This is a genomic window from Yersinia aldovae ATCC 35236 (genome assembly GCF_000173735.1).
GTDB classification, from domain to species: Bacteria; Pseudomonadota; Gammaproteobacteria; order Enterobacterales; family Enterobacteriaceae; genus Yersinia; species Yersinia aldovae.
On the sequence record NZ_ACCB01000018.1, the window covers coordinates 50,208 to 76,770 of the forward strand.

Below are 26,563 nucleotides of genomic sequence, written 5' to 3' on the forward strand. Positions count from 1 at the left end.
GAGGAGTATATGCGGTATTGGGGAAAACTGCTCGGTCTGGTATTGGGCTTAATGTCCGGTGCTGGTTTCTGGGGTGTGGTACTGGGGTTGCTTGTCGGCCATATGGTAGACAGGGTGCGAAGCACGAAGCGCCGCGGCTATTTTGCCGATCAACAAACACGACAATTAATTTTTTTCCGCACCACTTTTCAGGTCATGGGGCATTTAACCAAGGCCAAAGGGCGTGTTACGGAAGTTGATATTCAACTCGCCAGCCAATTGATGGATCGAATGCAATTGCATGGTGAGGCTCGCACAGCCGCACAACAAGCGTTCCGCGAAGGGAAAGAGAGTGGTTTTCCGTTACGTGAAAGGTTGCAGGAATTGCGCGCTGTCTGCTTTGGCCGTTTTGATTTAATTCGGATGTTTCTGGAAATTCAGTTACAGGCCGCATTTGCTGACGGTTCTTTGCATCCCAATGAACGGCAGGTGTTGTATGTCATTGCTGAAGAGCTGGGGATCTCCCGTGGTCAATTTGATCAGTTCCTGAGCATGATTGAAGGGGGGCGTCAATTTGGCGGTGGAGGCGCTTGGCAGGGGCAGCAGGGAGGATACTCTCAGGGCGGCTACCAACAAGCGTCAAATGGCCCAACGTTGGCAGATGCCTGTAAGGTGCTGGGGGTGAACAGCACTGATGACAGTGTGACCATCAAGCGTGCTTACCGTAAGTTAATGGGTGAGCATCATCCTGATAAGTTGGTAGCAAAAGGTTTGCCACCAGAAATGATGGAAATGGCGAAGCAAAAAGCCCAAGAGATTCAAGCTGCGTATGATTTGATCAAGCGTGAGCAGGGTTTTAAATAAGGGTTATTGTTTCAGAAAAGCCAAAACCAGATCGAAGCTTATGTTCCGATCTGGTTTGATTCTGAGTTGATCTGTTACTGAAAAAATCAAAACTCGGGTTCGCATTTAAAATGCATTACCGTGCCAAACTCTGGATGAGTAATACATAACTCTTGAGCATGTAACTGCAATCGGGATGCCATTGCTTTAGCCTCGGGATGAGCATAGAAGCCATCGCCAAGGATCGGGTGACCCATTGCCAGCATATGGACGCGTAATTGGTGTGAGCGGCCGGTGATAGGCGATAGCTTCACCCGTGTGCTGCCATCTTCATCTCGTGACAGCACCAGATATTCGGTTTGTGCCGACTTACCTGTTTCATAACAGACTTTCTGTTTCGGTCGATTTGGCCAGTCGCAGATTAAAGGCAAGTCAATCACCCCCTCATCTTGCGCCAAATGCCCCCATACACGGGCGATATAACACTTTTTCGGTTCACGTTCGCGGAACTGGCGTTTAATTTCACGTTCGGCCGCTTTGGTTAGCGCCACCACAATCACACCACTGGTTGCCATATCCAGCCGGTGAACAGATTCTGCTGTAGGGTAATCAGCCTGAATGCGGGTCATCACGCTGTCTTTATTCTCTGGCGCGCGACCGGGGACAGAAAGCAAACCACTGGGTTTATTGATAACGATGATGTGCTTATCCTGATACAAAACAATCATATATACCTATTTCTACCTGTTATTTATGAGGTTTATGGGTTTAATTATTTAATTTTATATGTTTTTAATTTTAACGTGCCGTCTCTTGTCGTCTCATTAAATCCCACTAAAAACCATTAAAACCTACACTTTACTGTAGGTCGAAATGTAGCTTTATCATTGCCTGTGGCATAATAAGTCAACATATTGTGTACCATGCTCGAATACATCCATTACTGAAAAAACCACTGTCCATCAAAGCCATCAAAGCCATCAAAGCCATTGAAGCGATGAAACCCGGTGACAAAGACAAAGCTGACACGGGTGAAAACCGAGGATTACGGCTACCTGTGGCGCTACGGGTGTTAAAACCTTTTTCTATCGTTATACCAGCCCCTTAACTCACAAGCTCACTCAAACTAAGATCGGTCACTTTCCCAACGTCACCCTTGCACAAGCGAGATCTAAACTCCAAGACCTCAAGCAAATTAAGAATGAGGGACACTGCCCTGCAACTGAAATCAAAGCGGAAAAACAACAAAAACATCAAGTCGAGTTGGCTGCTCAACAAGCAGCCTTTACTGTCAGAGATCTGGTTGAACTTTACCTGACCCAGTGCATTGAAGACCGGCATGGGAAAGATGGCAAAATTTTTCCCGGCGCAGGAAAGAAAGCTGGGCAAGAAGCTGTCCGTCGTATTCTGATTAAAGATGTTGTCGATAAAATTGGTGGAACGATAGCTAAGGATATCACAAGAAAAGATGTCATCGATATTGTGATGGCAGTCATTCAACGTGGTGCTAACGTATTGGAGGGATACTTCTTCGTGAGTTGTGTTCAGCCTATGAATTCGCTTTAGGATTAGGGCGGTTTGATGAAAATTTCGCTAACCCCGCATTGTTGGCGAAGTCTGGTATGCAGCAAACTAAGATAAAACTGACTTCACAATCAGGTAAGCGGGTGTTATCTGAAGATGAGTTAACCCAATTTTTGCATTGGTTACCTCAATCAAAATATCCTAAGAATGTCCTACTGTTAACTTTGTTAACTTTGTTGACTGGTTGTCGTACCGGTGAAGTCTGCGAGATGGCTTGGGAAAACGTTGATCTCGTTAAAGGTACTATTCATCTAAAAGACACCAAAACAGGCAGTGAGCGGCATGTACAACTTCCCAGCCAAGCCATAGTGTTTATTGACGCCATGTGTTCAACGCCGAAAAACTATCTATTTGAAGCCAAAAGAACAAATCGACCTATTTCGCAACACTTTCTAAACGAAAGCTCAAACCGATTACGTAAGCTAGACCAGATGATTGATATCCCCCACTGGACACCGCATGACCTACGCCGAACTGTTCGTACTGGCTTGGGGCGTCTTGGGTGCCCCAGTGAGGTTGCTGAGGCCATTCCAGGCCACTCCCGTAAGGGTATTGAAGGCACCTATGACCTCTACCGCTACGAGGTAGAGTGTAAGGTCTGGCTGCAAAAATGGGCTGATTATCTTGATACGTTGATAAAATGACGCCATATGGACTTAGGGTAAACGGAGTGCTTCAACCTTATTATTGACTCCAACAGGAAGTATTGGCAACAAGGTGTTAGCTGCGTAACTTAATGGCGATATTTGTTTATTTTCTCTGCATTCTGAGTGTGTTAGTGTTAATCCATATCTAATGGATGGTTAACACTGAGGGAACGATGAGTATCCACGATAATATCACCACTGACACCAGTCCCGCTACATATCTGCCCATTCAAGCCTTGTACCATGACTCATTTCGGAAGGTATTGAAATGAGCCTCAGTCTGCCGGGTATCTATCTGTACAACCTATCAAGAGATAATCTTCCACCCGAAGATTATGAACGTATAGTCAGTGCATATGCGGGCTGGTCACGGATTTGCCGTGAGTATGAGTTTGATGATGGTTACCATACCAGTCGTTATATTATTAACATGCGTGAAAGCCGATCTCACCATACCCAGGCTTCCTCTCGCGGGTCGCGTGAAAAAGAGAAACTGGAAAAAATGGTGTTTTCCGGTGACGTAGTCATGTTGAGTGATATGCATGGCCCTGCAAAGCTCTTTCACATCAATGAAGAAGGTGTGCTGATTTGCACCGATCCGCTTGCTTTTCGTTTTGATGGTGCGAAAAGCATTACTACTGAATACAGTAAGTCGGTGAGTCGAAGGGATTATCGGCGCTCGGGAGGCAAACCACGGGCAACACAAGTTCAGCGTTTGGTACGTGCTTCTGCGCCGGATTTGCCAGAACCACAAGCCTTCCGTACGATTAACAGCAAGTCTGCGGGTCGTTTGCTGGCGGCTGGCGGAATTTACAACGGAAATGTTGAAGGCTTTGCGAAAACAGCTAAAGATTTAGGCGGTGATGCGGATAAAGGATTTGAGCAGGTGCTGAATAAGCAAACTGCCGGTGCTGCAATTGCTGTTGGCGCCTTACTTGGTGCCAAAAAAAGCGGAGCAGTTTCGTTAAAACAGCTTGATAAGCTGAAAGCTGTGTCAACGAAAGAATTGAAAGTGGTAGAAATAAAAGCTGGTGAAAAAGGCAGTTGGAGCAAATCGCTGAACAAGCCTGGTCCCAATACAATTTATAAAGTTGATGGAAATAAAATCTATCATACCGATGATCAAGGCCGGGTAAAGATGGTCGAAGCCGACCTTACAGCGATGACCAAAGATCGTAATACCTATCAGCAACGTAAGGCTGGGAAAAGTGGTGATTCTGGTGATGAAGGCGGACATTTGCTCGCTAGCATCTTTGATGGGCCGGGAGAAAAGCTTAATCTTGTTCCGATGGATGCAAACCTGAACAAGGGAGTATGGAAAAAGATGGAGAATAGCTGGGCTAAGGCATTGGAAGATGGCAAGCCTGTTAAAGTGAAAATAAATCCAACGTACTCTGCAGATAGTACAAGACCTGATAAATTTACTGTAGAATATCAGATTGGTAATGACAGGCCTGTCAGAGAAACGTATAAGAATACTCACGGCGGTAAATAATCATGTCAATAGAAAATGATTTGTATGTACGTATTGGTGGTGTTCTTTACAATGAGGCACCAGAAAAGGCAAAAGTAATTTTACTGAATGCTGAGCTATCACCTGAAAATGATCACGCCAAGTTATTGTTTGATTATGTTGACAATGAAGGCAATAAGGACTGGTTTTCCCCCGAAAATCCGCAGACAGACAGTGAATTAATGGATTGTTTGATTCAACTGCGCAACTACTATGTTGAAAATGATCTGACCAATGGGCGTCCTGCATGGCGTAGTTGTGAAGTGAAGCTGAATGTTGAGAATATGAAATTAAGCATTGATTTTCAGTATGATGAGCTGGCAAGTTAACTCTTAAAACAATAAATCAGCCCTTGGGTAACTATAAAATAAAGCATAGGATAATCTTGTGCTTTATTTAAATTGCGGGATTTATATTTTTCAGAGCAATCATTTAGGATGGATGCCCCCTCATCTACCTTATCGTAGGATACAAATCCATCGTGCTCTAACGCACATATCCCCGGATGTTCACGAACGAAGTCATAGACCGCTTGATTTTCCAACCCTTGCAGCATACGAGCTAACCTGCTTCACAGGCTGGCAAAGATCTGGCTGCGTGAACAACGGGTTCAAAAACTCCCCAAGAAAGCCGGGGCGGTTCATAACCCATATCTAATAGCAGGTGAGTACTGAGGGACCAGCGAGTATTCAAACTAATATATTTACTGGCCCCATCCCCTGCAAAAAAGCCAGCGGGGTTACCCACTGGCTTTGGAACTGACGAATCTGATAGCCGCTTAATCTTTTAACGGCAGACTAACGCTAAAAGGGCGTTAGTCTAATAGACCGATTATCTTACGCACATATAAGGTAACGTTGAGTTACCGCCAGCATGTGATACCCCGGTGTTCGGATGGAAATCTTCACCACTGGTTGACGTCCACATAATTGATGCAGAAGGGAAATCAGGATAATTATTCAGATTCCCCCATTCACCAAAGAAAGTCCCGATACTGCGGGTTGTCCCACCGGTCGACAGCTCACTACTTGCAGGTAATCTCATCCCGTCAGCAATACATGCACTATTGGCAGCAGCCCAAGTTACGGAGGTGGCGTTAAATTGGCCTACCCAGGAGTTTAACGCAAACTGATAAGTGAATACTTTACTCTTATCTTGTTTCCAGGTGGCTGTAATGGTTACTGTTCCAGTAGGGTAATTGTCAAGATTAACCAAACCTGAGGCGCTGACACTGATGTTAGTATCACTGCTGGCCCACTCATAATCGCTATTATTGGCAACACTGCCATGTGGTGCTAATTGGAAGTTGGCGTTTTTAAACCCAGTAGTTGGGAAACCACTGCTAGCATTGAAGCCGCTATAAGCATTCACCGGCGTATTCAGTGTTGCTTTAGCGAAATCAGGATAGAACGTCACCTCTTTATCATGAGAACTGCTTACCCCGGCAGGGTTAGTCATCGCCGCGGTTACCGTACTGATAGTACCACCCACATTGGTCATGGTGAGGTCGGTTACTGCTTTACCATCAGTATCTGTTTGGACTGACGCGTTTTTTACCGTTACACCATTGGTCGCATTGAAAGTCACGGTCATGTTAGGGACGGGATTCCCCAGTTTGTCCAGCACGATGGCTTGTACTTTGTTAGTACCGCTACCTGCGGTTTGACCATTCACTTCCACGGTAAAGTTATCAGCGGTAATGGCTGCTGTGGTGGTATCAACGATAAAGTTTACCTCTACCGTTTGTTCCATCCCATTAAGGCTTGCTGTTACCGTATAGTTACCCGCCTTGGTGCTGATGATTTTCGCTGTTGCGACACCCTGAGCATCGGTAGTGGTAAATTCACTGATAGTTGCATTGCTAACTGTGCTGAAAGCCACATTGACATTAGGCACGGTGTTACCGAACTTATCTACCACCGTCAGTTTTACCTCATTGGCGCTGGCACCATCGGCAGGTTGACCATCAGTAACCAACTGTAGTTTATGCTCAGCGCTGCCATCCAGAGTGGCACTGCCAACATCGGCGATAAAGTTCACATCAACCTGCTGTGTTTCACCGTTCAGTTCGGCTTTAACGGTGTAGCTATCAGTCTTAGAACTGGTGATAGTCGCAGTTGCTATCCCTTGCTTATCACTCGCTGTCGTCGCAACAATATTAGCATTGGTATCAACGGTGAAATTGACGTCAACACCGGATAATTTATTGCCATAAGCGTCAACAACGACCGCTTTCACCTGGTTGGTTGTCACATTATCCGCAACGCTACCATTGGTCACAATTTCCAGACTGTTCTCTTGTATAGTCGCGGTGCCCTCATCGGCAGTCATGGTCACTTTAGTTTTCACATCACTTAATGGCACACCATTAATCAGAGCGCTGATATTAACCAGTTGTGGTTTACTGCCTGCGGTGAGCGTGGCCTGATAAACCCCCGGTGCTGGCTCGCTGATTGGCGTTATCGAATGTTCGACACTTTCCAATGGCGCGGAACGTGCCACTCTGGCGCGTTTCGACTCAGGCAATTGTGCCAATTCAAGAGAGAATGCCAGTTGATCGGCAATACCCGTAATCGGTTGGTTATTATTGTCCTTAATATTAAGTTCAATAACACTGCTCGCGACGGCATTTGCCGGCAGAGAAGCGGGTGACGCTGTCAGGCCAGAAGCATCAGTATTCACACCATAGCTATCTACCACGATATCGCTGTAAGCAACGGGAGAAGCATTACCCAAGGTATCGTAAGCGATAGCACTAATACGATAAGTGTTATTACCCTCACCACCAGACAGATAGTTTGGTAATGTTATCTGCCAATTATTGCCGCTACCGGTTATTTTCCCACCCGCGAGCGTCAAGGCACTGGCTTCCCATTCAATACGGTCAATACCTTGCTGTGCCGTGGCGTTTGCCACTAATGGCATTGTTTGTCTTGCAGCACCATTAACACGCCCTGGTAACTCTAGGGTAACCTTATTCTGCTTGCGGTATTTCATAACAATCTGATTATTACGATCCACCAGATTATAGCGACTACCAATGAGGCTACGCTTAATTGCGACTGCATCAGAGTCGAGCTGATTTGCCAAAGGGGTGCCAAATGCGTAGTTAAAACCAAGATTAAAGCGGGTGTCATTCATTCCTGCGCGTCCCATTTTATGGTCGACACCGACAGTAAATAAAGGAATTGGGGTATAATTCACCCCCATAGTGACCGCAAGAGGGTTTTTCTGACGGTTATCTACACCAAACAAGCCAACTTCATCACCAAAATATTGCTCATATATCAGCTTACCCCCCAATTGTGGCAACGCTGGTAAATAAGCTTCACTGCGTAAATCAAAGCCGTTTGCGACTTTTTCATCATACTTATCCAGATCTGGCGAATTCTTCCAACCACTGACACCAAAATAACCGTTAGCTGACAGATTAATAAAATCACGACCATATTCAGCACCGACGCCAATACGGGTATGGCTATAACTTGCATCATGATCAATAAACAGGTTGTAGCCCAGCATTTGCTGTGCAAAGAAATGACGCTGGCCCAACCCAAAGTTCAATGTCACGCGGTCATCAATATAACGGCCACCCAACTGAGTAAAGGTAAGCAAATCTGGGCTATCGGTCAGTGGCAGCAACACATCTAACTGACTACCTTTTAGGCTCAATTTTTCATCCAGATTGAGTTGTACTTTCGCACTACCAAACTGATTAAACCACTTTTGCAATGCTTCATTACCGGCACTGGTGGCGGCACCGCGCGCAATGGAACTCGCTTGTTTGGCTGAATCACCCTCCGATAATATTGATGCTAAACGTGTTGCTGCATCGGCGGTAGACTGTTCAGCTTGTGAGGCAGAATGCTGTGTCTCGCCCGAGCCTTCGACGTTTTCTGCCGCCATTACCGCAGGGGTAAAAGCAATACTCAAAGGAAATATGGTCTGGATGACAATATTTGCCCAGACTACTGATTTAGAAATTCTGGCTTTATTTAACTGTTTTGTTTGATGCAGTGATGATACGCGATGTAAGCTCATACTTATTTATGCTCTATAAGTCAATAATTAATAATAAAATAACAAACGGTGCTTATTTGTATTTTTATTTATGAATTAAACGGCATTACTCCGATGTATCAAATACGGGAGATCCGCCATAGAAATGGTGAAGTTGTTGTGACTGAAGTCTGTGATTGAATGTTTATTAGCAATAGATAAAAACAGTCATATTAAGGCTCGTCGGTATTAACACCTATACTCAAGAGGTAATATGATTGATTTAATAGTTCTTTACTAATAAAACAAGCACATACTATATTGCTATCACAGCAAGTTTATTGCTACATCCAGTTGTGCTGGATTAAATTACAAGAGGTACATTTGTGACACCATGCGTTAATCTAAGTTACAAACCTGATGGGCTATTAAACATCATGTAACATACTTTATATATGGGAACACAAGAGAACTTTATGTGGGATTTTTCCTACATGAAGTTCAATGTAAGATTTTTCTATTACTATCAGGTGTATATCTAAAGCCACTTATTATAAATGGGTATTTATCTAATAAGCTATAATAACATTTAAAAGTAAGTCTGTTTCAGATATTAACCGAGCATAATTCTTAAAGTAAGGGCGCGTATTAATAATGAATGTACTTTATTAATCTAACTTTGGCATCATATTAGATAGACCAAAATTTCTCTTGCCATCCCATGCAATTCTATTGAGAACCACAGGCAACTAACGCTATTGAAGCAATAAACTCCGGTGACAAAGATAAAACTGATAGCGGTGAATACCCAGCGTTAAGATTTACCGTTAGCGTGATGGGGGTTAAACCGCTGTTATTGTTAGGCCAGTACACCAACGCGTCCGGGCAAACAATAAATACAGGGTTATCGGTATTATCAGGTCAGGATAAGCGTTCTATCACTATTTCGGGTTCATTTTTGTCATAAAAATAAGTTGTTACGAGAGAATTTGTTCTATGATCGAGTGCGCGCCCTCAGCTTGTTTATTCGGGGCTGCTCACAAAGGAGAACGCTATGTCTCACATGCCATTAATTCAGCTCCCCCCTACTCATGGCGAAGGTTGCCTCTGTAATAGCCCGGCGTTTGTACGCATCAATACCGTATTTTCCCAGAAAGCGGCGCAATCAACACCTATCACGGCAGCGGCTGTTGCAGCGGCTGTACCGGGAGCAAAACCACAAAAAAGAGATATTGCTGCTAATGCGGTGCGCGTGATGGCTTTTATTAATGTTCGCGTTTTTGATGGCGTTTCAGACAAACTACGAGACGGGTTGCGGGTATTAGTAGAAGGCAACTATTTGATGCCCGGCTGGCAACCCGGCAAGGGGCACAATTAGCCAAGTTGACGCGGTGGTATTCACCGCTTGAAATTCTCAAGATGGCGACCTGTATTAACGCTGAACTTTGTGCTTTTTCTGGCCCGAGAAACCCTTATCCCGGGAAATTAGGTGTGGTGGAAAATGGCGCGTTGGCTGATCTGATTGTGGTTGATGGCAATCCTCTGGATGATATCCAACTTGTAGCCCAGCCAGATAAAGCATTTAGAGTCATTATGAAATATGGGCAAATTTTCAAAAATACGCTGGGAAGTGATCATTAGCGGTTTTTTATGATGACAAACCCTGACTTCTGGTAGGGTGGCGCCAGTTAATTGAGGTTGTTCAATGAATAATATGACTTCCCTTAGGAAGCAGCCGTGGTTTTTCTTCAGGTTGTTAAGTTGTGCAAAGCAGAATTTATGGTGTGGGATATGGGTTCTGTTATCGGCTATCGCCCTGAGTGGTTGCTCAGGTGCTGCGGCGCCCTCATTTTCGCTAGTGGGTTCCTATTTCCCTTCCTGGATGGCTTGCGCTTTTATCGGAATAATCACGGCGGTGATTGCTCGTGTTCTGTTTATTCGTGCCGGTATTGATGAGGTGCTGCCGTTGCGGTTGTTGGTGTATGTCTGCCTGGCGCTTGCTGTGGCATTCATCTGTTCCCTGTTACTGTTTACGCGATGAATGATGAATATGAATAAACTACAAGGGAGTGGGCGCAAGCGGCAACTGGCGCTGATTGTTGCTGGCGTTATCATTGCTGCCGCCGTGATTTTTGGTTGGCTGTCTGTGCGGCAGACCACACTGAATCCGTTATCTGAAGATGCCGAACTGGGAGCGAGCGTGGTGCATATTGCCAGCTCGGTTCCAGGCCGTATCATTTCAGTCAATGTGGAGGAGAACAGCAAAGTCCGGCGTGGCGATTTGTTGTTTTCCATTGAGCCGAACCTTTACCGTTTGCGAGTCGAGCAAGCGCAGGCTGAGTTGAAAATGGCAGAAGCTGCCCGCGATACCCAGCGACGCACCGTGATCGCAGAGCAGTCCAACGCAGCAATTACCAATGAACAGATTGTTCGGGCGCAAGCCAATCTCAAATTAGCCACTCAGACGTTGGCTCGCTTACAACCGCTGCTCCCCAAAGGCTATGTCACCGCCCAGCAGGTAGATGATGCCGTGACGGCGAAACATGATGCCGAAGTCAGCCTAAAACAGGCATTAAAACAGTCATTTGCCGCTGAGGCATTGGTCAGCAGCACCGCCGCTGCTGAAGCGCTGGTGGTGGCGCGCCGCGCGGCACTGGCTATTGCTGAACGGGAACTGGCCAATACACAAATTCGTGCGCCTCACGATGGCCGGGTTGTCGGGTTGATTGTCTCTGCCGGGGAGTTTGTCATCCCGGATCAGGCTATTTTTACGCTTATCAATACCGAACATTGGCATGCTGTGGCATTTTTCCGCGAAACGGAGTTGAAGCATATCAAGGTGGGGGATTGCGCTACCGTCTATGTTATGGCTGACAGGCAGCGTGTCATTCAGGGGCGGGTCGAGGGGATTGGCTGGGGCGTGAGTTCTGAAGATATGTTGAATATCCCGCGTGGCCTGCCTTATGTACCGAAATCATTAAACTGGGTGCGTGTTGTCCAGCGCTTTCCTGTGAGAATCAGCCTGGAAAAACCGCCGGAGGACCTGATGCGAATCGGGGCGACTGCTGTGGTTATCGTGCGAAATGACGAGGGTTGCTGACGGTACGCTTGGCGGCATACTCCGTCAGGCAAAAGCGGATTTAGCCTATTTCCCAGGCCGGGTGGCTATGGCGTGGCGGGTTGCCGCGTTGTGTGCCTTGATGGCGATGATCGCCATGATATATGGCATCCCTGAATCCGCGATAAGCTGTTATCTCATTCTTTTCGTGATGAAACCGGATGGCGTCGAGAGCATGGTGATGGCGGTTGCGATCACCATACTGGTGTCGATGGTCGTCGGCTTGGTATTTCTGCTTATCCACTTCACGTTGGAAGCCGCACCACTGCGCATGGCGGCCTTGATTGTCAGCTCATTTTTATTTCTCTATCTCGGTTCGGCCAGCAAACTCGGCCCGGTTGGCAGCATTATTGCGCTGGTTATCGCGTTTGTGATGACGTTACTGAGTAACATCCCCTTGGGGGAAGTGGCAACACGGGGGTTGCTGTATGCCTGGTTAATGGCTGTTTCGCCGATGTTGCTGCTGATTGTTTTTAACCTTTTCTTTGGCCGAATGCCGCAGCGCTTATTGCGCTACAGTCTATCCGAGCGATTAGTGACGGTGGCCGAGGCATTGCGACAACCTGATGCTGCCACTATGACGAGGGTAAAAGAATTGCTACAAGAAGGGCAAAAAACGCATCAGCAACGGGCGCTGTTTGTACGTATTTTTCATCTGCGGCCTGCGGCTGAAGCGGTCTGGCTTGAAAGTGCCGTAAAAAGCAGTTACCGGTTATTGTTGGCAACCTTGGCTTTACCTGCGACCTCACCGGAAAATGCGCGCCTTGAGCTGGCGGCCTACTGTAGTGATGCAGCGCAGGATATTGCTGCTGGTCATACCACGCTTACCCCTCACTTCACCATTGACGATATCTGCGATGAAATCAATGAAATCCGCAACGCGCTGACAGCACTGGCAACTGCCGATAATGGGCAAGACCTGAATGCCCCGAAATCCACCTTCTTTGCCGCAGATGCACTAACCAACCCTGTTCATCAGCAGTTTGCCCTGAAAACTACCGCTGCGGCACTGATTTGTTACCTGATCTACACTGCATTGGATTGGCAGGACATTCATACCGCCATGATCACTTGCTATGTTGCCGCACTTGGAACTACCGGTGAGACGGTACATAAACTAGTCTTGCGGATTATTGGTTGTTTGATCGGGGCATTGATGGGAGTGCTGTCGATTATCTTTATCATTCCCCATATGAACGATATCGGGCAATTAATGGCGCTGGTATTTGGTTGCATTCTCTTGGCCGCTTGGGTGTCATGTGGCAGTGAACGTATTGCCTATGCCGGTGTACAGGTCGGGCTGGCTTTCCTGCTGACGGTATTACAAGGCTTCGGGCCAAGCACCGATCTGGGCGTGGCTCTGGATAGGGTGCTGGGTATTTTGTTGGGTAATCTGGTGGTGTATTTGATTTTCACCCGACTGTGGCCGGTGGCGGTTGCAGATGCGGTGCGAGTCCATATTAGTCAGGCCTTGAAGGGGCTGACAAACCTGGCCACATTAGCGCCCGATGCCCGGCCTGCGGCGCTTAGAGAAGCGACAACGGTCGAGGCGGAGATCACCTGCGCGCAAGAAGAGTTGGCACTGATCCCCTTTGAACCCGCACAATTGCGCCCCTCGCGAGAAGAGTGTGCGCGCTTACAGGCCATACTGGCAGAGATGGGTAAGTTGTGCCCGGTGCTGTTTCTACCGACGGAAAAGTCGGCCTCTGATGTGGCACAACTGCGTCGCCTCTCGACAGGTAGCGGTTCCGCGACATTATCGGATGAGCAAGGAGCGAATAGCGAACCATCACGGCAAGATTTATCGCCGATTGATCTGACTATTCAACAACGTATAAAGCGGCTTGAGGAACTTCTGGGAATTGGATGACATGATGACGCACGCTGTACTGACGGCCCGGATAGCCAAAAAATGCCTGACTTGCTCGTTATTGAGTTTGAGCATGTTGATCGCCGGTTGTGCTACTGACAGCTTGGATCTTGCACCAACATCTTACTCCGAACCCTGGACACCTGATGGGAATGCCAGCGCTTCGATGGGCGGCGGTCACTTTTCTGTGCCGGCGAACCCGCTGGTAGCGGAATTATCACCGCCGCCCAGCCTAAAAAGCGAGCATAGCTATTCGTTGCCTGAATTGATTGATATCGCCCAGAGCCAGAATCCCGAGACCCGCATTGCCTGGCAGCAGGCGCGGCAGGCAGCACTGGCGGTCGGAATGGGGGAGGTGATATTTTTACCCATAATTTCTGCCAGTGTGATTGGAGGTTATCAGCGTACGACCACGCCTTTACCTTATGCCATCGGCAACGAAAAGGATTTGAAAACCAGCGGGAGCGCAGTGGTTCCTGCCTTGGCATTACAGTGGCTTATCTTCGATTTCGGTCAGCGCAGCGCGTTACTGGATGCTGCTAAACAGACTTCTTATGCCGCCAATGTGACCTTTAATGGGATGCACCAGAAGCTAATCTACGATGTTACTCGCACGTATTTCCAATACGGTGCTGCACAAACTCAGCACCAGATAGCAGAACAAACACTGAAAAATAGCCTAAAGATTCAAGATGCTGCCGAGGAACGGCGCAAGAATGGTATCGCGACGACAGTTGAAGTCGCACTGGCACGCCAGCAGGTTGCGCAGTCAGAGTTACGTCGTGTGGTGGCTAAGGGTACTGAACGTGATGCTTATCAAGCATTATTGGGCGCAATGGGGGTTTCTCCCTCATTGGATATTAAAGTCGCTTATGCCGAAGACCGTGCTTTACCGGATGGGATGAGCGCACCAACCGAACAGATGATTCGACTGGCTCTCTCCCAGCGGCCAGATGTGTTAGCCAGCTATGCGGCGGTCGAGGCGGCTAAGGCGGGTATCAAAGCAACAGAAGCTGATTTCTTGCCGAAAGTCTATCTGGCCGGGGCGGTGGCAAGCGGTGATGGGCATTTTGATATTCAGGGCCTGCCGGGTATTAGCCCACAAACTTCATCTTCCAGTATTTTGGTCGGTGTCAGTGTTCCTCTTTATGATGGCGGGATACGTGCCGCACGGGTGAAAGAGGCGGAATCTCGCGCTGCGGTTGCTGCTGAAGGGTTTAAGAAAACACAGGAATTGGCGGTGCGCGAAATTGTGGTGGCGGCTAATACCTTACGCTCTGCGCTTGAAACTAATCAGGCGGCATTAACGCTGGTGAAAACCTCGTTTATTACCTATGACGCCGCACTGGAGTCTTATCGCAATGGTGTCGGCACCATAACAGTTGCCAACGAAGCGGCTAATGGGTTGTTGAATGCGCAACAAATGCGCACTGACGCTCATGCCGCATCTTTGGTTGCTGCCGCTAATTTGGCTTTTGTGATGGGGAAAATGACGAATACTTCAGAATCGTTGGAATTGCTTCATTAGTGACTTTAGCCAAACGGCAATGGTGTGTTAGCCGGAGTATGAAAATACGGGCGCTGGTGGTTAGGCGGCCTTATCTAAGGCATAGACTAAAACGAATTCGCACCCTTAGCCCGCCGAGTAACTCACTGTGTAATAACTCAGGGCGGGTCTTATGGTAAGTCGTAATATCTTTTACCAATGCTAACCCCAAGCCAGCCCCCGGATGCTGACCCACATTATCGAGTCGGTGAAAAGGGATCAGCGCTAGCGCCACTTCATCTTGTGCGATACCGGGGCCACTGTCTTCAATTTCAAGTAAACAGTGCCCAGCCTCACGCTTTATCATCAATCGAGCCGTCACCACACCTAGTTTTGGCGTATATTTCAAGGCGTTATCTAGCAAGTTGTCACACAATTCAGTTAACAACAAAGCATCACCATCAACCCAGCACTCCGATTCCCCCTCATAACCCAGATCTATCTGTTTGCTGCGAGCCTGAGCAAGGTGTGCGAAGCAAGCATCCCGCAATAACGGCGCGAGATTGACGGGTTGTAGCCTGCGTTCATGTACTTTCATTCGTGATAGCTGCAATAAGCGGTCCGTCAGCGAAATGGTGTGATCCAGGGTTTCGCGCATCGCCAATAAACTTTCGCGCCATTGCTGCGGTTCCTCACAGGCCAGCGCAACCGCCACCTGTGTTTTCAGCACTGCCAGCGGGGTGCGCAGTTGATGAGAGGCATCAGCACTGAAACGCCCCTGCCGTGCCACCATTTCGCGTAAGCGCTCAATATAGCGATTAAATGCCAATAGCAGCGGTTCCATTTCTGACCACGGTAAAATCTTAGGGATCGGCGTCAGTTCACCGGGATCGCGCCGCAACATCAGGCCGGACAGTTTACGTAATGGTTTGAGAATACCTTTCAGCAGGATATAAGCCATTACCAGCGTCAATAGGACTAGCGCTCCTTGGGTCAAGAGTGCCGATACCATGATCTGTTGCGCTAAATCATGACGTGAAGCCAGTGTTTCCGCGACCAACACCATTGCCATCCCCATGACGCCTGATTCGTTGATTGGCTGATAAAGCGCGGCCACCCGTATTGGTTTACCTTGATATTCAGCGTCATAAAAATGCACTAATGCTGGGTAGAGGAGGGATCGCGGTGTCGTGGGAGGGAAGGGGGGGAGGTCATTATAACCCGCAATACTTTTGCCTTCTGGCGTGATCACCTGATAGTAGAGCCGATCATTCATATTCCGCTCAAAGCTATCCAGCACAATGTAGGGGACATCAACCTCCAACTGCCCATGACGCACCACCAACCGTTCCGCGACTGTTCGTGCTGATGCTAAGAGCGTGCGATCATAAGCCAGCGTTGCCGCATTCATGGCACTGATATAATGGGTATAAATTGAAATTCCGCCCAAAATCAGCAGCGGTACACCAAAAAACAGCAGCAACTGATGAAACAGCGAGCGTGGAGCTTTAAACCAGCGAGTCGTAATCACATTAGAGTGCCCCATCGACACATTCCAGACTGTAGCCCAGGCCACGTAAGGTCTGAATAACAACGTTACTGCCGTACAACTTCTTGCGAACCCGATGTACATACAGTTCAATACTTTCTGGATTCGCCTCGTCCGCTAAGGTAAATATCTGTTCAAACAATTGCTGCTTGGCCACCGGCCTGCCACGGCGATGTATCAGTGAGGTTAGGACTGCGGACTCTCGTGGCGTCAGTGCTAACGGCTTGTTAGATAATAGAAAATAGCCTTCATCGTGATAAGTCAAATCACCAAACTGAATTGTCTGTGTGGTTTCGCCGATGCTGCGACGCAATAGCGCACGTATGCGTGCTTCCAGCTCATCCAGTTCGAATGGTTTCGTCAAATAATCATCGGCCCCCTGATTCAACCCTTTCACTCGATCTGCCACTTCTGTTCTGGCGGTTAATAACAAGACCGGTAAGGTTTGCCCACGTTTACGTAAGCGCGCCAGCAGTTCCAATCCATTCAGGCGTGGTAATGCCACATCCAATACCACTAATGCGTAATTTTCATTTTGCAGCAAGTGGTCTGCGGCCACGCCATCATTTGCCACATCCACAGCAAAGCCTGCATGAGTCAGTGCTTTCTGCAACCAGTGAGATAACTCGGGGTGATCTTCTACTAACAAGAGACGCATATCACATCCTGTACTTTTTCCTTCCCACTGAAAGGTAACTGAAAGGTTAATCTATTAACAATTCAGTAACCTCGCAATCGTGTGAAGGCTCACAATTTATAAGAAAATAATGAGAGAATAATATGAAAAGAATAGTTATCTGCACTTTGGCCGCTTCTATTCTGATGCTGGCTGCACCATTAGCGCAGGCTGTTGACGCACCTGGCAGAACAGAATGTATCGCTCCGGCTAAACCCGGTGGCGGTTTTGACCTCACCTGTAAGCTGATTCAAGTTTCTCTTCAAGAGACTAAAGCTATTGACCGCCCGATGCGGGTCACCTACATGCCAGGTGGCGTTGGGGCTGTTGCCTATAACGCTATTGTGGCGCAACGTCCTGCGGAATTCGGCACGGTTGTCGCTTTCTCCGGGGGGTCTTTGCTTAATCTGGCACAAAATAAGTTTGGTCGTTATAGCGTTGACGATGTGAAATGGCTGGCCGCCATCGGCACCGATTACGGCATGATTGCTGTTCGTGCTGATTCCCCCCATAAAACTTTAAAAGATCTGATGGCTGCGTTTAAACAAGATCCTAACAGCGTGGTCTTTGGCGCAGGAGCTTCCATTGGGAGTCAGGACTGGATGAAAACCGCGCTGCTGGCGCGCGAAGTGGGCGTCGATCCCCACAAAATGCGCTATGTGGCTTTTGAAGGTGGTGGTGAACCGGTCACTGCATTATTAGGCAATCATATCCAGGCCGTGTCCGGTGATTTAAGTGAAATGGTGCCTTATCTCTCGGGCGACAAAATACGGGTATTGGCCGTCTATGCAGAGCAACGTCTGCCCGGCCAACTGGCTGATATCCCGACGGCGAAAGAGCAAGGCTTTAATTTAGTCTGGCCCATTATTCGTGGCTTCTATCTTGGGCCGAAAGTCAGCGACGCCGAGTACCAATGGTGGACTGATACTTTCAACACCTTAATGCAAACTGAAGAGTTCAAAAAACAGCGCGATCTGCGTGGTCTGTTTGAGTTCAACATGACCGGTAAAGCGCTGGATGCTTATGTCAAAAATCAGGTCACGCAATATCGTGAACAGGCAAAAGCATTCGGTCTTGCCAAGTAATTTAGAGGAAATCTCATGAGCGATCGTATTTTCGCCGGTATCTGGATACTGCTTTGTATTAGCGGCTTATTTATCGGCTGGGGCATACAAAGTGAGTATACCTATGAGCCGCTGGGTCCTCGCCCTTTCCCAATGGCAATTCTGGCATTAATGACACTTTGTGCGGTGTTATTACTGCTACGTAAACCTGACATTATTCCGTGGCCGCACGCCAAAGTATTGCACCGTCTGCTCGTGATGGTCATTACGTTGGTGCTTTATGCCTGGGGATTTGAATGGCTTGGTTTCCCGCTGGCGACTGCGTTGCTGACCTTTAGTATCGCCTTGTTATTTGAGGCAAAAATCTGGGTTGCTGCACTCTCTGGCGCAGTATTAGGCATTTCACTGTTCTATGCCTTTGATTATTTACTTGATGTCACCCTACCGCTTGGCGTTTGGCTGAACTAACGAGGCTGTGATGGAAACTTGGATGTATTTATCGCAAGGATTTGAGGTGGCGTTAACACCACAAAATCTGATGATTGCGCTGATCGGCTGCTTTATTGGCACAATTGTCGGCTTACTGCCGGGGCTGGGGCCGATCAATGGCGTGGCTATTTTGCTGCCACTGGCTTTTGCCCTCAAACTACCGGCTGAGTCCGCCTTAATTTTACTGGCAACGGTTTATATTGGTTGTGAATATGGTGGGCGTATCTCATCGATATTACTTAATGTTCCCGGTGATGCGGCCGCTATCATGACCGCCCTTGATGGCTACCCGATGGCACAGCAAGGCCGTGCGGGTGTGGCATTATCCATTTCCGCCGTCAGCTCATTTGTAGGGTCAATATTAGCTATCGGAGGGATCATTCTGTTTGCCCCACTGTTGGCAAGGTGGTCACTGGCGTTCGGTCCATCAGAATATTTTGCGTTGATGGTCTTCGCCATTGCCTGTCTTGGCAGCATGATGAGCCAAAACCCGTTAAAATCTTTGCTTGCCGCGCTCATCGGATTGGGGTTAGCAACGGTCGGCGTTGACGCCAATACCGGTGTTTATCGTTTCACATTCGACAGCGTCCACCTGTCTGATGGGATCCAATTTATCGTTGTGGTTATCGGGCTATTCTCGGTCAGTGAAATTTTATTGATGCTGGAAAGTACCAGTACCGGCCAGAAACTGGTGCGTAAAACCGGCCGCCTGATGTTCAATCGTAAAGAAGCGGCACAGTGTGTCGGGCCAACGTTACGCTCCTCGGTGATTGGTTTCTTTGTGGGGATCTTGCCAGGGGCTGGGGCTACCATCGCCAGTGCGCTGACCTACATGACCGAGAAGCGCATCAGCGGTAACAGTGACAGTTTCGGTAAAGGAGATATTCGTGGTGTTGCTGCGCCGGAGGCGGCGAATAACGCTTCGGCCTGCGGTTCCTTTATTCCAATGCTCACCTTGGGGGTTCCCGGTTCTGGTACTACGGCAGTCATGATGGGGGCATTGACCTTATATAATATTACACCAGGGCCAGCAATGTTCACTGAACAGCCGGATATCGTTTGGGGATTAATCGCCTCGTTGCTGATAGCCAACGTGATATTATTGCTAATGAATTTGCCGTTGGTCGGCTTCTTCACCCGCATGTTAACCGTCCCCCTTTGGTTCCTGGTGCCCACCATTGCGGCCATTTCCGCAGTAGGTGTTTATGCGGTACACAGTACGACGTTTGATCTGATGTTAATGGTTGGATTAGGTGTATTTGGCTATTTCCTCAGGAAAATGAATTTCCCGATGTCGCCGTTGATTTTGGGTTTTGTCTTGGGAGAGATGCTGGAGCAGAACCTACGTCGCGCGCTATCTATCAGCAACGGTAGCTACACTATTTTGTGGTCCAGTGCCATTGCACAAACCTTGCTGGTACTGGCAGTCACGGTGTTGATTTTACCCCCAATTTTACGAATAGTGCGCAAGTACCGTCAGGCAAAGTCTGCGGTAAACGAAGGCTAAGAGCGGGTTAACAACACCGTAGGAGCAAACAGAAAACCGGGCGTTATGCCCGGTTTTATTTCAGAGAACGGCTATCACGAGAATTACTGGTGAGTGACCACGACCAGACGGATAGCATCCAGACGCCAGCCCGCTTGATTGAGATTCTCTAACACCAGTTTACGGTTATGTTCCAGCGTTTCTATTTCGTCATCACGAATGTTTGGGTTAACCGCTTTTAGCGCTTCAAGACGTGCCAGTTCGGTGCTCAGGCTGTCATCTGCTTCATGTTTGGCAGTGTCAATCAGTAACCGTGCTTGCTCTTCAACCAGCGCTTCTGCTTGTTGCAACATAGCGTGAACTTCTTGCTGCACTGCATTGACCAACTTGCTGGAAGTATGGCGGTTTACTGCATTCAACTGGCGGTTAAAGGTTTCAAATTCAACCTGCCCCGCGAGGTTAGTGCCGTTCCTGTCCATCAGCATCCGCACTGGGGTTGGGGGCAAGAAACGGGTCAGTTGCAGGTGTTTTGGTGCCTGGGCTTCGACCACGTAAACCAATTCTGCGAGCAACGTACCGACCGGCAATGCTTTGTTTTTTAATAAAGAAACCGCGCAGCTACCGGTGTCGCCGGAGAGGATCAGATCCAGACCGTTACGGATGATCGGATGTTCCCAGCTTACAAATTGGGCATCTTCTCGTGATAACGCTTGTTCGCGATCAAAGGTTACCGTGCAGCCATCTTGCGGCAACCCTGGGAAGTCCGGTACCAGCATGTGATCGGATGGTGTAAGAATGATCAGGTTGTCACTGCGATCTTCTTGATTGATCCCAACTATATCGAACAGATTCAGGGCAAAACTGACTAAATTGACGTCGTTGTCCTGATCCGCAATGATTTGTGCCAATTCTTGCCCATGTTCGCCACCATTGGAGTGCATTTCCAGCAAACGGTCACGCCCTTGTTCCAACTGAAGTTTCAGCCCTTCGTGCTGTTGACGGCAGGTGTGGATAAATTCGTCCAACCCTTCCTGCTCATTTGGCGTTGCCAAATAGCCAATCAGCGCCTGATAGCCACTGTCATAGATGGTACGACCGGTCGGACAGGTGTGTTCGAAAGCATCCAGGCCTTCGTGATACCAGCGCACCAGCACCGCCTGCGCGGTATTTTCCAGATAGGGCACCATTATCTGAATTTCACGGTTCTGGCCTATCCTGTCCAGGCGGCCAATACGCTGCTCCAGCAGATCTGGGTTAAATGGCAGGTCAAACATCACCAACTGGCAGGCAAACTGGAAGTTACGTCCTTCAGAGCCGATTTCTGAACACAATAACACCTGCGCGCCATCTTCTTCAGAGGCAAAATAGGCTGCCGCGCGGTCACGTTCAATTAGCGATAAGCCCTCGTGGAACACCGCCGCACGGATAGCTTCACGCTCACGCAATACTTGTTCCAACTGCAAGGCGGTAGCGGCTTGCGCACAGATAACCAGCACTTTCTCATTACGGTTGGCAATCAGATAGTTGAGCAGCCATTCAACGCGTGGATCAAAGTTCCACCAGGTGGCATTTTCGCCTTCAAACTCCTGATAGATTTGCTCTGGATAAAGCATGTCTTTTGCGCGCGCTTCCAGCGTTTTCTTGGCGCTCATGATGCTGGAGACTTTGATTGCGGTCTGGTACTGCGTCGGCAGCGGCAGCTTGATTTGGTGCAAGACGCGGTGCGGGAAGCCTTTCACCCCATTACGGGTGTTACGGAATAGCACGCGGCTGGTGCCGTGGCGGTCCATCAGCATGGTTACCAGCTCACGGCGCGCGGCTTCGCTATCCTCACTTTGGCTGTTGGCGGCTTTCAGCAGCGGTTCGATATCCTGCTCATCAATGAGTTCGCTCAAGAGATTCAGTTTGTCATCTGCCAAACGCTCACCGCCGATCAACAGCGTTACTGCATCGGCGATCGGGCGGTATTTTTGCTGTTCATTGATGAACTCTTCGTAATCATGGAAGCGATCCGGGTCGAGCAAACGCAAACGAGCAAAGTGGCTCTGCTGGCCCAACTGCTCGGGTGTTGCGGTTAATAGCAGCACACCTGGGATATTCTCTGCCAATTGTTCAATCACTTGGTATTCACGGCTTGGGGCATCTTCGCTCCATGCCAGATGATGGGCTTCATCCACCACCAGCAGATCCCAGGAGGCATCCGCCAGTTGCTCTAAGCGCTGTTTGTTACGGCGTACAAAATCCAATGAGCAGATAACCATTTGTTCGGTTTCAAACGGGTTAGAACTGTCTTGCAGAGCTTCGGAATAGCGGCTGTCATCAAACAGCGAGAAGCGCAGGTTGAAACGGCGCAACATTTCGACCAACCATTGATGTTGCAGGCTTTCCGGCACGACAATGAGGATACGTTCAGCACGGCCTGACAACAGTTGCTGATGGATAATCATCCCCGCTTCGATGGTTTTACCCAAACCCACTTCATCGGCTAGCAAGACGCGTGGCGCGTGGCGTTGACCCACTTCATAAGCGATATGTAATTGGTGTGGGATCAGGCTGGCACGGATACCGCGCAGGCCACTCCAGGGCAGGCGAAATTGCTCACTTTGATATTTACGGGCGCGAAAACGCAAGGCAAAGCGATCCATGCGGTCAATTTGACCGGCAAAGAGCCTGTCTTGCGGTTTACTGAATGTCAGTTTGCTATCGAGCAAAACTTCACGCATGGAAACGCCGGTTTCCTCGGTGTCCAAACGGGTGCCGATATAGGTAATCAGCCCATTCTCCTCGGACACCTCTTCCACTTTCAACTGCCAGCTTTCATGGTGGGTGATGGTATCGCCCGGATTGAACATGACCCGGGTGATTGGCGAATCATTTCTGGCGTAAAGGCGGTTTTCACCGGTTGCGGGGAACAGTAAGGTGACCATGCGGACGTCGATGGCAACGACGGTACCCAATCCAAGTTCGCTTTCTGTATCGCTGATCCAGCGTTGACCAAGTGTAAAAGGCATAAATTATCGGCTCGATTTTTTTGTTGGATAGTTAATTAAATGCTTTAAAATTATCTAGTTATATATAATTCATAACAGCTAAACATAATAAAACTACTGGCAATAGTTTACCCTCCGCGCAGGCGCTACGGCCTAAGAGTCTGTCTGAAAATGGAACATTCACAGGCAGAATCCGATTGCTCGGAGTATTCGACTGGCGGTTATGTCAATGTGATTGATGCGAATTTTGGCAAGGGCGCTATGGTAATGGAAGGCGAGCGTTTCGTCACCCGCAAACAACATCATTACGATTAAAATAACCCCATTTGGCCCGTTACCAAGGTGGTAAAGTCATCATGCATAAAAGGAAGTATAGCGTCTGCTACCGGTTGTAACTGACGTGTTAGGTAGTGATCGTAATCAATGGGCGATTGCCGGGTTTCTAATGGCTCAGGGCCTGCGGTGGTCATGACATAGCTTATCCAACCCCCATTTTGATATTGTAACGGGCGGCCCAGCTTACGATTGAAATCATCAGCCAGGCGTGCGGCTCTGGCATGGGGCGGAACATTGCGCTGATAATCATCCAACCGCCGACGCAGGCGTTTGCGGTAAATTAACTGCTCGTCCAATTCGCCATTGAGCGTGCGTGCCACGTAATCCCGCACATAATCCTGATAAGGCTGGCGCTGGAAAATCCGCAGATACAGCTCCCGTTGGAACTGCTGAGCCAGCGGAGTCCAATCAGTACGCACGGTTTCCAGCCCTTTGTACACCATTTGATCGCCATTCGGGGTTGAAATCAAGCCAGCATAGCGCTTTTTACTGCCTTGCTCCGCGCCGCGAATGGTGGGCATCAAAAAGCGCCGGTAGTGGGTTTCAAATTCCAACTCCAGTGCGCAGGGCAGATTAAAGGTTTGTTGTATATGCGCTTTCCACCATTGATTGACTTGGCGTACCAACGCTTTACCAATCACTGATGCCTGTTCTTCGCTGTGGGCGTTTTTCAGCCAGACAAAGGTGGAGTCGGTATCGCCATAAATCACCTGATAGCCTTGTGCTTCAATCAATTCACGGGTCTGACGCATGATATCGTGGCCGCGTAGCGTGATCGATGATGCCAGCCTGGGATCGAAAAAGCGGCAACCACTGGAGCCGAGTACGCCGTAAAACGCGTTCATAATGATCTTCAGCGCTTGTGATAACGGCTTGTTTTGCTGGCGTTTAGCGGCTTCACGCCCTTGCCAGATCTGATTCACGATAGCGGGCAAACAATGTTTCTCGCGGGAGAACCAGGCTCCGCGAAACCCCGGCACCGAGTGCTGTTCATCGGGCTGAGCCATGCCCGCCACCAGGCCTACCGGATCAATTAAAAAGGTGCGAATAATCGACGGGTACAGGCTTTTATAGTCGAGCACCAATACCGAGTCGTATAAGCCGGGCTGGGAATCCATCACAAAACCACCGGGGCTGTGCTCTTCCGGCAACTCACCTAAATTGGGAGCGACATAGCCGATGCGGTGCATGCGTGGCATATAAAGATGCGTGAACGCCGCGACTGATCCGCCACTGCGATCGGCGGCTAATCCGGTCACTGTCGAGCGTTCCAGCAGGAAACTGAGCAGCTCGGTTTTAGCAAAAATCCGCGTTACCAGTTCACAGTCTTTTAGGTTATAACGCGCCAGCGCCGGTTTATCATGGGCGAAACGTTGATTGATTTCGTCCATCCGCTGATAGGGGCTATCACTGGCTTTACCTTCGCCCAATAAGGTTTGCGACACCGATTCGAGGCTGAACGACGGGAAGTTCCAGGTGGCGGATTTGAGCGCTTCAATGCCGTCGATAATCAACCGCCCGGCAGCAGACGCAAAAAAGTGCCCTTGCTTAAAACCGTGTTCCCGCCACTCCAGTAGGCTACCATCGCGACCAAAGCGCAGTGGGATTTGATAGCGTTCAGCATGTTTTTGCAGAACACGCAAATCGAATTGCACCAGATTCCAGCCGATAATGGCATCGGGATCATGCAGTTCCAGCCAGTGGTTGAGTTTTTCCAATAACAACGGGCGGCTGGCGACATATTCCAGTTTGAAATCCAGTGCCGCTTCATCGGCTTTGTTGCCATTGGGTGGCCCCAACATATAAACCTGCCGTTGGCCGCATCCTTCCAGCCCGATACAGTAAAGCTCGCCGTGTTCGCTGGTTTCAATATCCAGCGACAGCAGCTTCAAGGTTGGGCGGTAGTCATCAGCCGGTTTCATTTGGGTGTTGAGCAGTGGGCCGTTGCCATTATCTTCACCGCTAAACCACACCGGCGCGGTGATAAACCGTTCCATCAGGAAACGCTCCGGCGGGCGGATATCAGCTTCATAGACGTTTACGCCGCTCTCTCTGAGCCGCTTTTCCAGCCGCATCAATTGGCGATGTTGAGTACAATAGAGGCCCAGCACCGGGCGTTGATGAAAGTCGGTCAATTCAAGGGGGCGCAGTTGCCAACGGCGTTCGTCACGCAGCACGGTTTCAGCCCGTTGCCGTTGCTCGGCCGGGATAAAGGCCACTGAAGGTTGAGGTGGCAGCCTGACGTGCTGCGGCCCTTCATCGGTGGCTAACCAGAATTCAACTTCGGTGCCAGCCTGCGTATCGCGCCAGTGGCGGGTGAGCAGGAAGCCCTGACGAGTTTGCACCACGGTATACCTTTAAATGAAATAATGTACAGGAGGTTAATGACCAAGTGCCCGTATCGGTGAAAACAGGCAGATCGTAAAGACGCCGTAAATACATCCTTGTAGGCTCGAACCGCGCCTTCCCTGGCGCGGACGCTTTACTCTTCTGCCTGCCTTCACCTTGCAAGATCGAGTTGTCGAAGTTTGTCAGCAGTCTGTACAGGCTATTTTATTTGTCATTTTGAACTTGGGCAGTGCTCGAAATCCTCACGTAGTCATGATTTACAATGTCATGGTGTACGCTCCGGTTTCTGTGCGCTGTCCGCATCCAAACTGACTGCAACAATTACGCCTGAAAATTTATACTATAATAGTATGGGTATTTATACAGTATTTGTCTATTTTAATGATGATTTCCATTCGCTCCATGTATACCCAAAGTCATTGGAGTTGCAGGTAGGCAGCAAGTGGCCTACAAATCGGTAGGGAACCGATTTGTACAGCATTTATGCTAGCCCGCAGGGTGAGCCTCAAGGACGAGGCTCATTAATCCCGATGAGTCTATTCATTTTAAGGTCAACGGCCAGTAAGTGATTCGGGTTAGTGAGCG

Annotated in this window: 21 protein-coding genes and 2 pseudogenes; 16 read left to right on the forward strand and 7 right to left on the reverse strand. The window is 48.7% G+C overall.

Features of this window, described 5'->3' with window-relative positions; genetic code table 11:
* Positions 1–9 precede the first annotated feature (9 nt).
* On the forward strand, positions 10–843 hold the full coding sequence (gene djlA, locus YALDO0001_RS10335; protein ID WP_004702798.1) for a co-chaperone DjlA: 834 nt from the start codon (positions 10–12) through the stop codon (positions 841–843).
* An 86-nt stretch (positions 844–929) separates the two neighbouring features.
* Here djlA and rluA read toward each other — a convergent pair whose 3' ends face one another.
* Positions 930–1,550 (reverse strand): bifunctional tRNA pseudouridine(32) synthase/23S rRNA pseudouridine(746) synthase RluA, encoded by a 621-nt coding sequence (rluA, locus tag YALDO0001_RS10340; protein ID WP_004702800.1) that lies wholly within the window; start codon positions 1,548–1,550, stop codon positions 930–932.
* A gap of 188 nt (positions 1,551–1,738) precedes the next feature.
* Here rluA and YALDO0001_RS21890 point away from each other — a divergent pair, with 188 nt between their 5' ends.
* From YALDO0001_RS21890 to YALDO0001_RS10355, 6 genes and pseudogenes are all read left to right on the forward strand, one after another.
* Positions 1,739–1,930 carry a hypothetical protein gene (locus tag YALDO0001_RS21890; protein WP_004702802.1) on the forward strand — a complete coding sequence of 64 codons (192 nt, stop codon included), beginning with the start codon at positions 1,739–1,741 and terminating at the stop codon, positions 1,928–1,930.
* Positions 1,867–1,998, forward strand: a pseudogene (locus YALDO0001_RS21895) (Arm DNA-binding domain-containing protein); the annotation flags it as partial. The gene YALDO0001_RS21890 and the pseudogene YALDO0001_RS21895, both read left to right, overlap by 64 nt.
* 87 nt (positions 1,999–2,085) lie before the next feature.
* Positions 2,086–2,388 (forward strand): hypothetical protein, encoded by a 303-nt coding sequence (locus tag YALDO0001_RS21900; RefSeq protein ID WP_004702804.1) that lies wholly within the window; start codon positions 2,086–2,088, stop codon positions 2,386–2,388.
* A gap of 56 nt (positions 2,389–2,444) precedes the next feature.
* Positions 2,445–3,050: a tyrosine-type recombinase/integrase gene (locus YALDO0001_RS21905; protein ID WP_004702806.1), complete on the forward strand. Its 606-nt coding sequence runs from the start codon at positions 2,445–2,447 to the stop codon at positions 3,048–3,050.
* Positions 3,051–3,321: 271 nt separating this feature from the next.
* Positions 3,322–4,548 (forward strand): DNA/RNA non-specific endonuclease, encoded by a 1,227-nt coding sequence (locus tag YALDO0001_RS10350; RefSeq protein WP_004702808.1) that lies wholly within the window; start codon positions 3,322–3,324, stop codon positions 4,546–4,548.
* Between the two features lie 2 nt (positions 4,549–4,550).
* On the forward strand, positions 4,551–4,895 hold the full coding sequence (locus tag YALDO0001_RS10355) for a hypothetical protein (protein ID WP_004702810.1): 345 nt from the start codon (positions 4,551–4,553) through the stop codon (positions 4,893–4,895).
* Here YALDO0001_RS10355 and YALDO0001_RS10360 read toward each other — a convergent pair.
* Both YALDO0001_RS10360 and YALDO0001_RS10365 read right to left on the reverse strand, forming a co-directional pair.
* On the reverse strand, positions 4,892–5,122 hold the full coding sequence (locus YALDO0001_RS10360; RefSeq protein ID WP_042839749.1) for a hypothetical protein: 231 nt from the start codon (positions 5,120–5,122) through the stop codon (positions 4,892–4,894). The genes YALDO0001_RS10355 and YALDO0001_RS10360 overlap by 4 nt on opposite strands.
* A gap of 275 nt (positions 5,123–5,397) precedes the next feature.
* Positions 5,398–8,607 (reverse strand): inverse autotransporter beta domain-containing protein, encoded by a 3,210-nt coding sequence (locus YALDO0001_RS10365; protein WP_004702812.1) that lies wholly within the window; start codon positions 8,605–8,607, stop codon positions 5,398–5,400.
* A 1,012-nt stretch (positions 8,608–9,619) separates the two neighbouring features.
* Between YALDO0001_RS10365 and YALDO0001_RS20745 the strand changes: the two are divergent.
* The 5 genes and pseudogenes from YALDO0001_RS20745 (at position 9,620) to YALDO0001_RS10395 (ending at position 15,081) form a co-directional block, all read left to right on the forward strand.
* Positions 9,620–10,206, forward strand: a pseudogene (locus tag YALDO0001_RS20745) (hypothetical protein).
* 64 nt (positions 10,207–10,270) lie between these two features.
* On the forward strand, positions 10,271–10,606 hold the full coding sequence (locus YALDO0001_RS19720; protein ID WP_049596116.1) for a YtcA family lipoprotein: 336 nt from the start codon (positions 10,271–10,273) through the stop codon (positions 10,604–10,606).
* A 9-nt stretch (positions 10,607–10,615) separates the two neighbouring features.
* A complete protein-coding gene (mdtN, locus tag YALDO0001_RS10385) occupies positions 10,616–11,665 on the forward strand; it encodes a multidrug transporter subunit MdtN (protein WP_042839758.1) in 1,050 nt (349 codons plus the stop codon).
* Entirely contained in the window at positions 11,649–13,553 is a 1,905-nt protein-coding gene (locus tag YALDO0001_RS10390; protein WP_042839753.1) for an FUSC family protein, read from the forward strand. Before mdtN ends, YALDO0001_RS10390 begins: the two co-directional genes overlap by 17 nt.
* A gap of 1 nt (position 13,554) precedes the next feature.
* Positions 13,555–15,081: a TolC family protein gene (locus YALDO0001_RS10395; protein WP_004702825.1), complete on the forward strand. Its 1,527-nt coding sequence runs from the start codon at positions 13,555–13,557 to the stop codon at positions 15,079–15,081.
* Positions 15,082–15,151: 70 nt separating this feature from the next.
* Here the strand turns inward: YALDO0001_RS10395 and YALDO0001_RS10400 are convergent, their stop codons facing one another.
* Both YALDO0001_RS10400 and tctD read right to left on the reverse strand, forming a co-directional pair.
* A complete protein-coding gene (locus YALDO0001_RS10400; RefSeq protein WP_042839754.1) occupies positions 15,152–16,585 on the reverse strand; it encodes a sensor histidine kinase in 1,434 nt (477 codons plus the stop codon).
* Positions 16,572–17,246, reverse strand: coding sequence for a transcriptional regulator TctD (gene tctD / locus YALDO0001_RS10405; protein ID WP_042547786.1), 675 nt, complete (start codon positions 17,244–17,246; stop codon positions 16,572–16,574). The genes YALDO0001_RS10400 and tctD overlap by 14 nt, the downstream gene beginning before the upstream one ends.
* A gap of 122 nt (positions 17,247–17,368) precedes the next feature.
* Here tctD and YALDO0001_RS10410 point away from each other — a divergent pair, with 122 nt between their 5' ends.
* The 3 genes from YALDO0001_RS10410 to YALDO0001_RS10420 are packed head-to-tail and all read left to right on the forward strand — an operon-like array spanning position 17,369 to position 20,324.
* Positions 17,369–18,349 (forward strand): Bug family tripartite tricarboxylate transporter substrate binding protein, encoded by a 981-nt coding sequence (locus YALDO0001_RS10410; RefSeq protein WP_004702829.1) that lies wholly within the window; start codon positions 17,369–17,371, stop codon positions 18,347–18,349.
* A 15-nt stretch (positions 18,350–18,364) separates the two neighbouring features.
* A complete protein-coding gene (locus tag YALDO0001_RS10415; RefSeq protein ID WP_004702831.1) occupies positions 18,365–18,796 on the forward strand; it encodes a tripartite tricarboxylate transporter TctB family protein in 432 nt (143 codons plus the stop codon).
* Positions 18,797–18,806: 10 nt separating this feature from the next.
* Positions 18,807–20,324 carry a tripartite tricarboxylate transporter permease gene (locus tag YALDO0001_RS10420; protein ID WP_042547788.1) on the forward strand — a complete coding sequence of 506 codons (1,518 nt, stop codon included), beginning with the start codon at positions 18,807–18,809 and terminating at the stop codon, positions 20,322–20,324.
* Between the two features lie 83 nt (positions 20,325–20,407).
* Here the strand turns inward: YALDO0001_RS10420 and rapA are convergent, their stop codons facing one another.
* Positions 20,408–23,314 (reverse strand): RNA polymerase-associated protein RapA, encoded by a 2,907-nt coding sequence (gene rapA / locus YALDO0001_RS10425; RefSeq protein WP_042839755.1) that lies wholly within the window; start codon positions 23,312–23,314, stop codon positions 20,408–20,410.
* 150 nt (positions 23,315–23,464) lie between these two features.
* On the opposite strand from rapA, the gene YALDO0001_RS21265 reads away from it, so the two are divergent.
* Positions 23,465–23,608, forward strand: a complete 144-nt coding sequence (locus YALDO0001_RS21265; RefSeq protein ID WP_156168269.1) for a hypothetical protein — start codon at positions 23,465–23,467, stop codon at positions 23,606–23,608.
* On the opposite strand, the gene YALDO0001_RS10430 is transcribed toward YALDO0001_RS21265, so the two are convergent.
* Complete coding sequence (locus YALDO0001_RS10430) at positions 23,605–25,977, reverse strand: DNA polymerase II (protein WP_004702837.1); 2,373 nt, start codon at positions 25,975–25,977, stop codon at positions 23,605–23,607. The genes YALDO0001_RS21265 and YALDO0001_RS10430 overlap by 4 nt on opposite strands.
* Positions 25,978–26,563 lie beyond the last annotated feature (586 nt).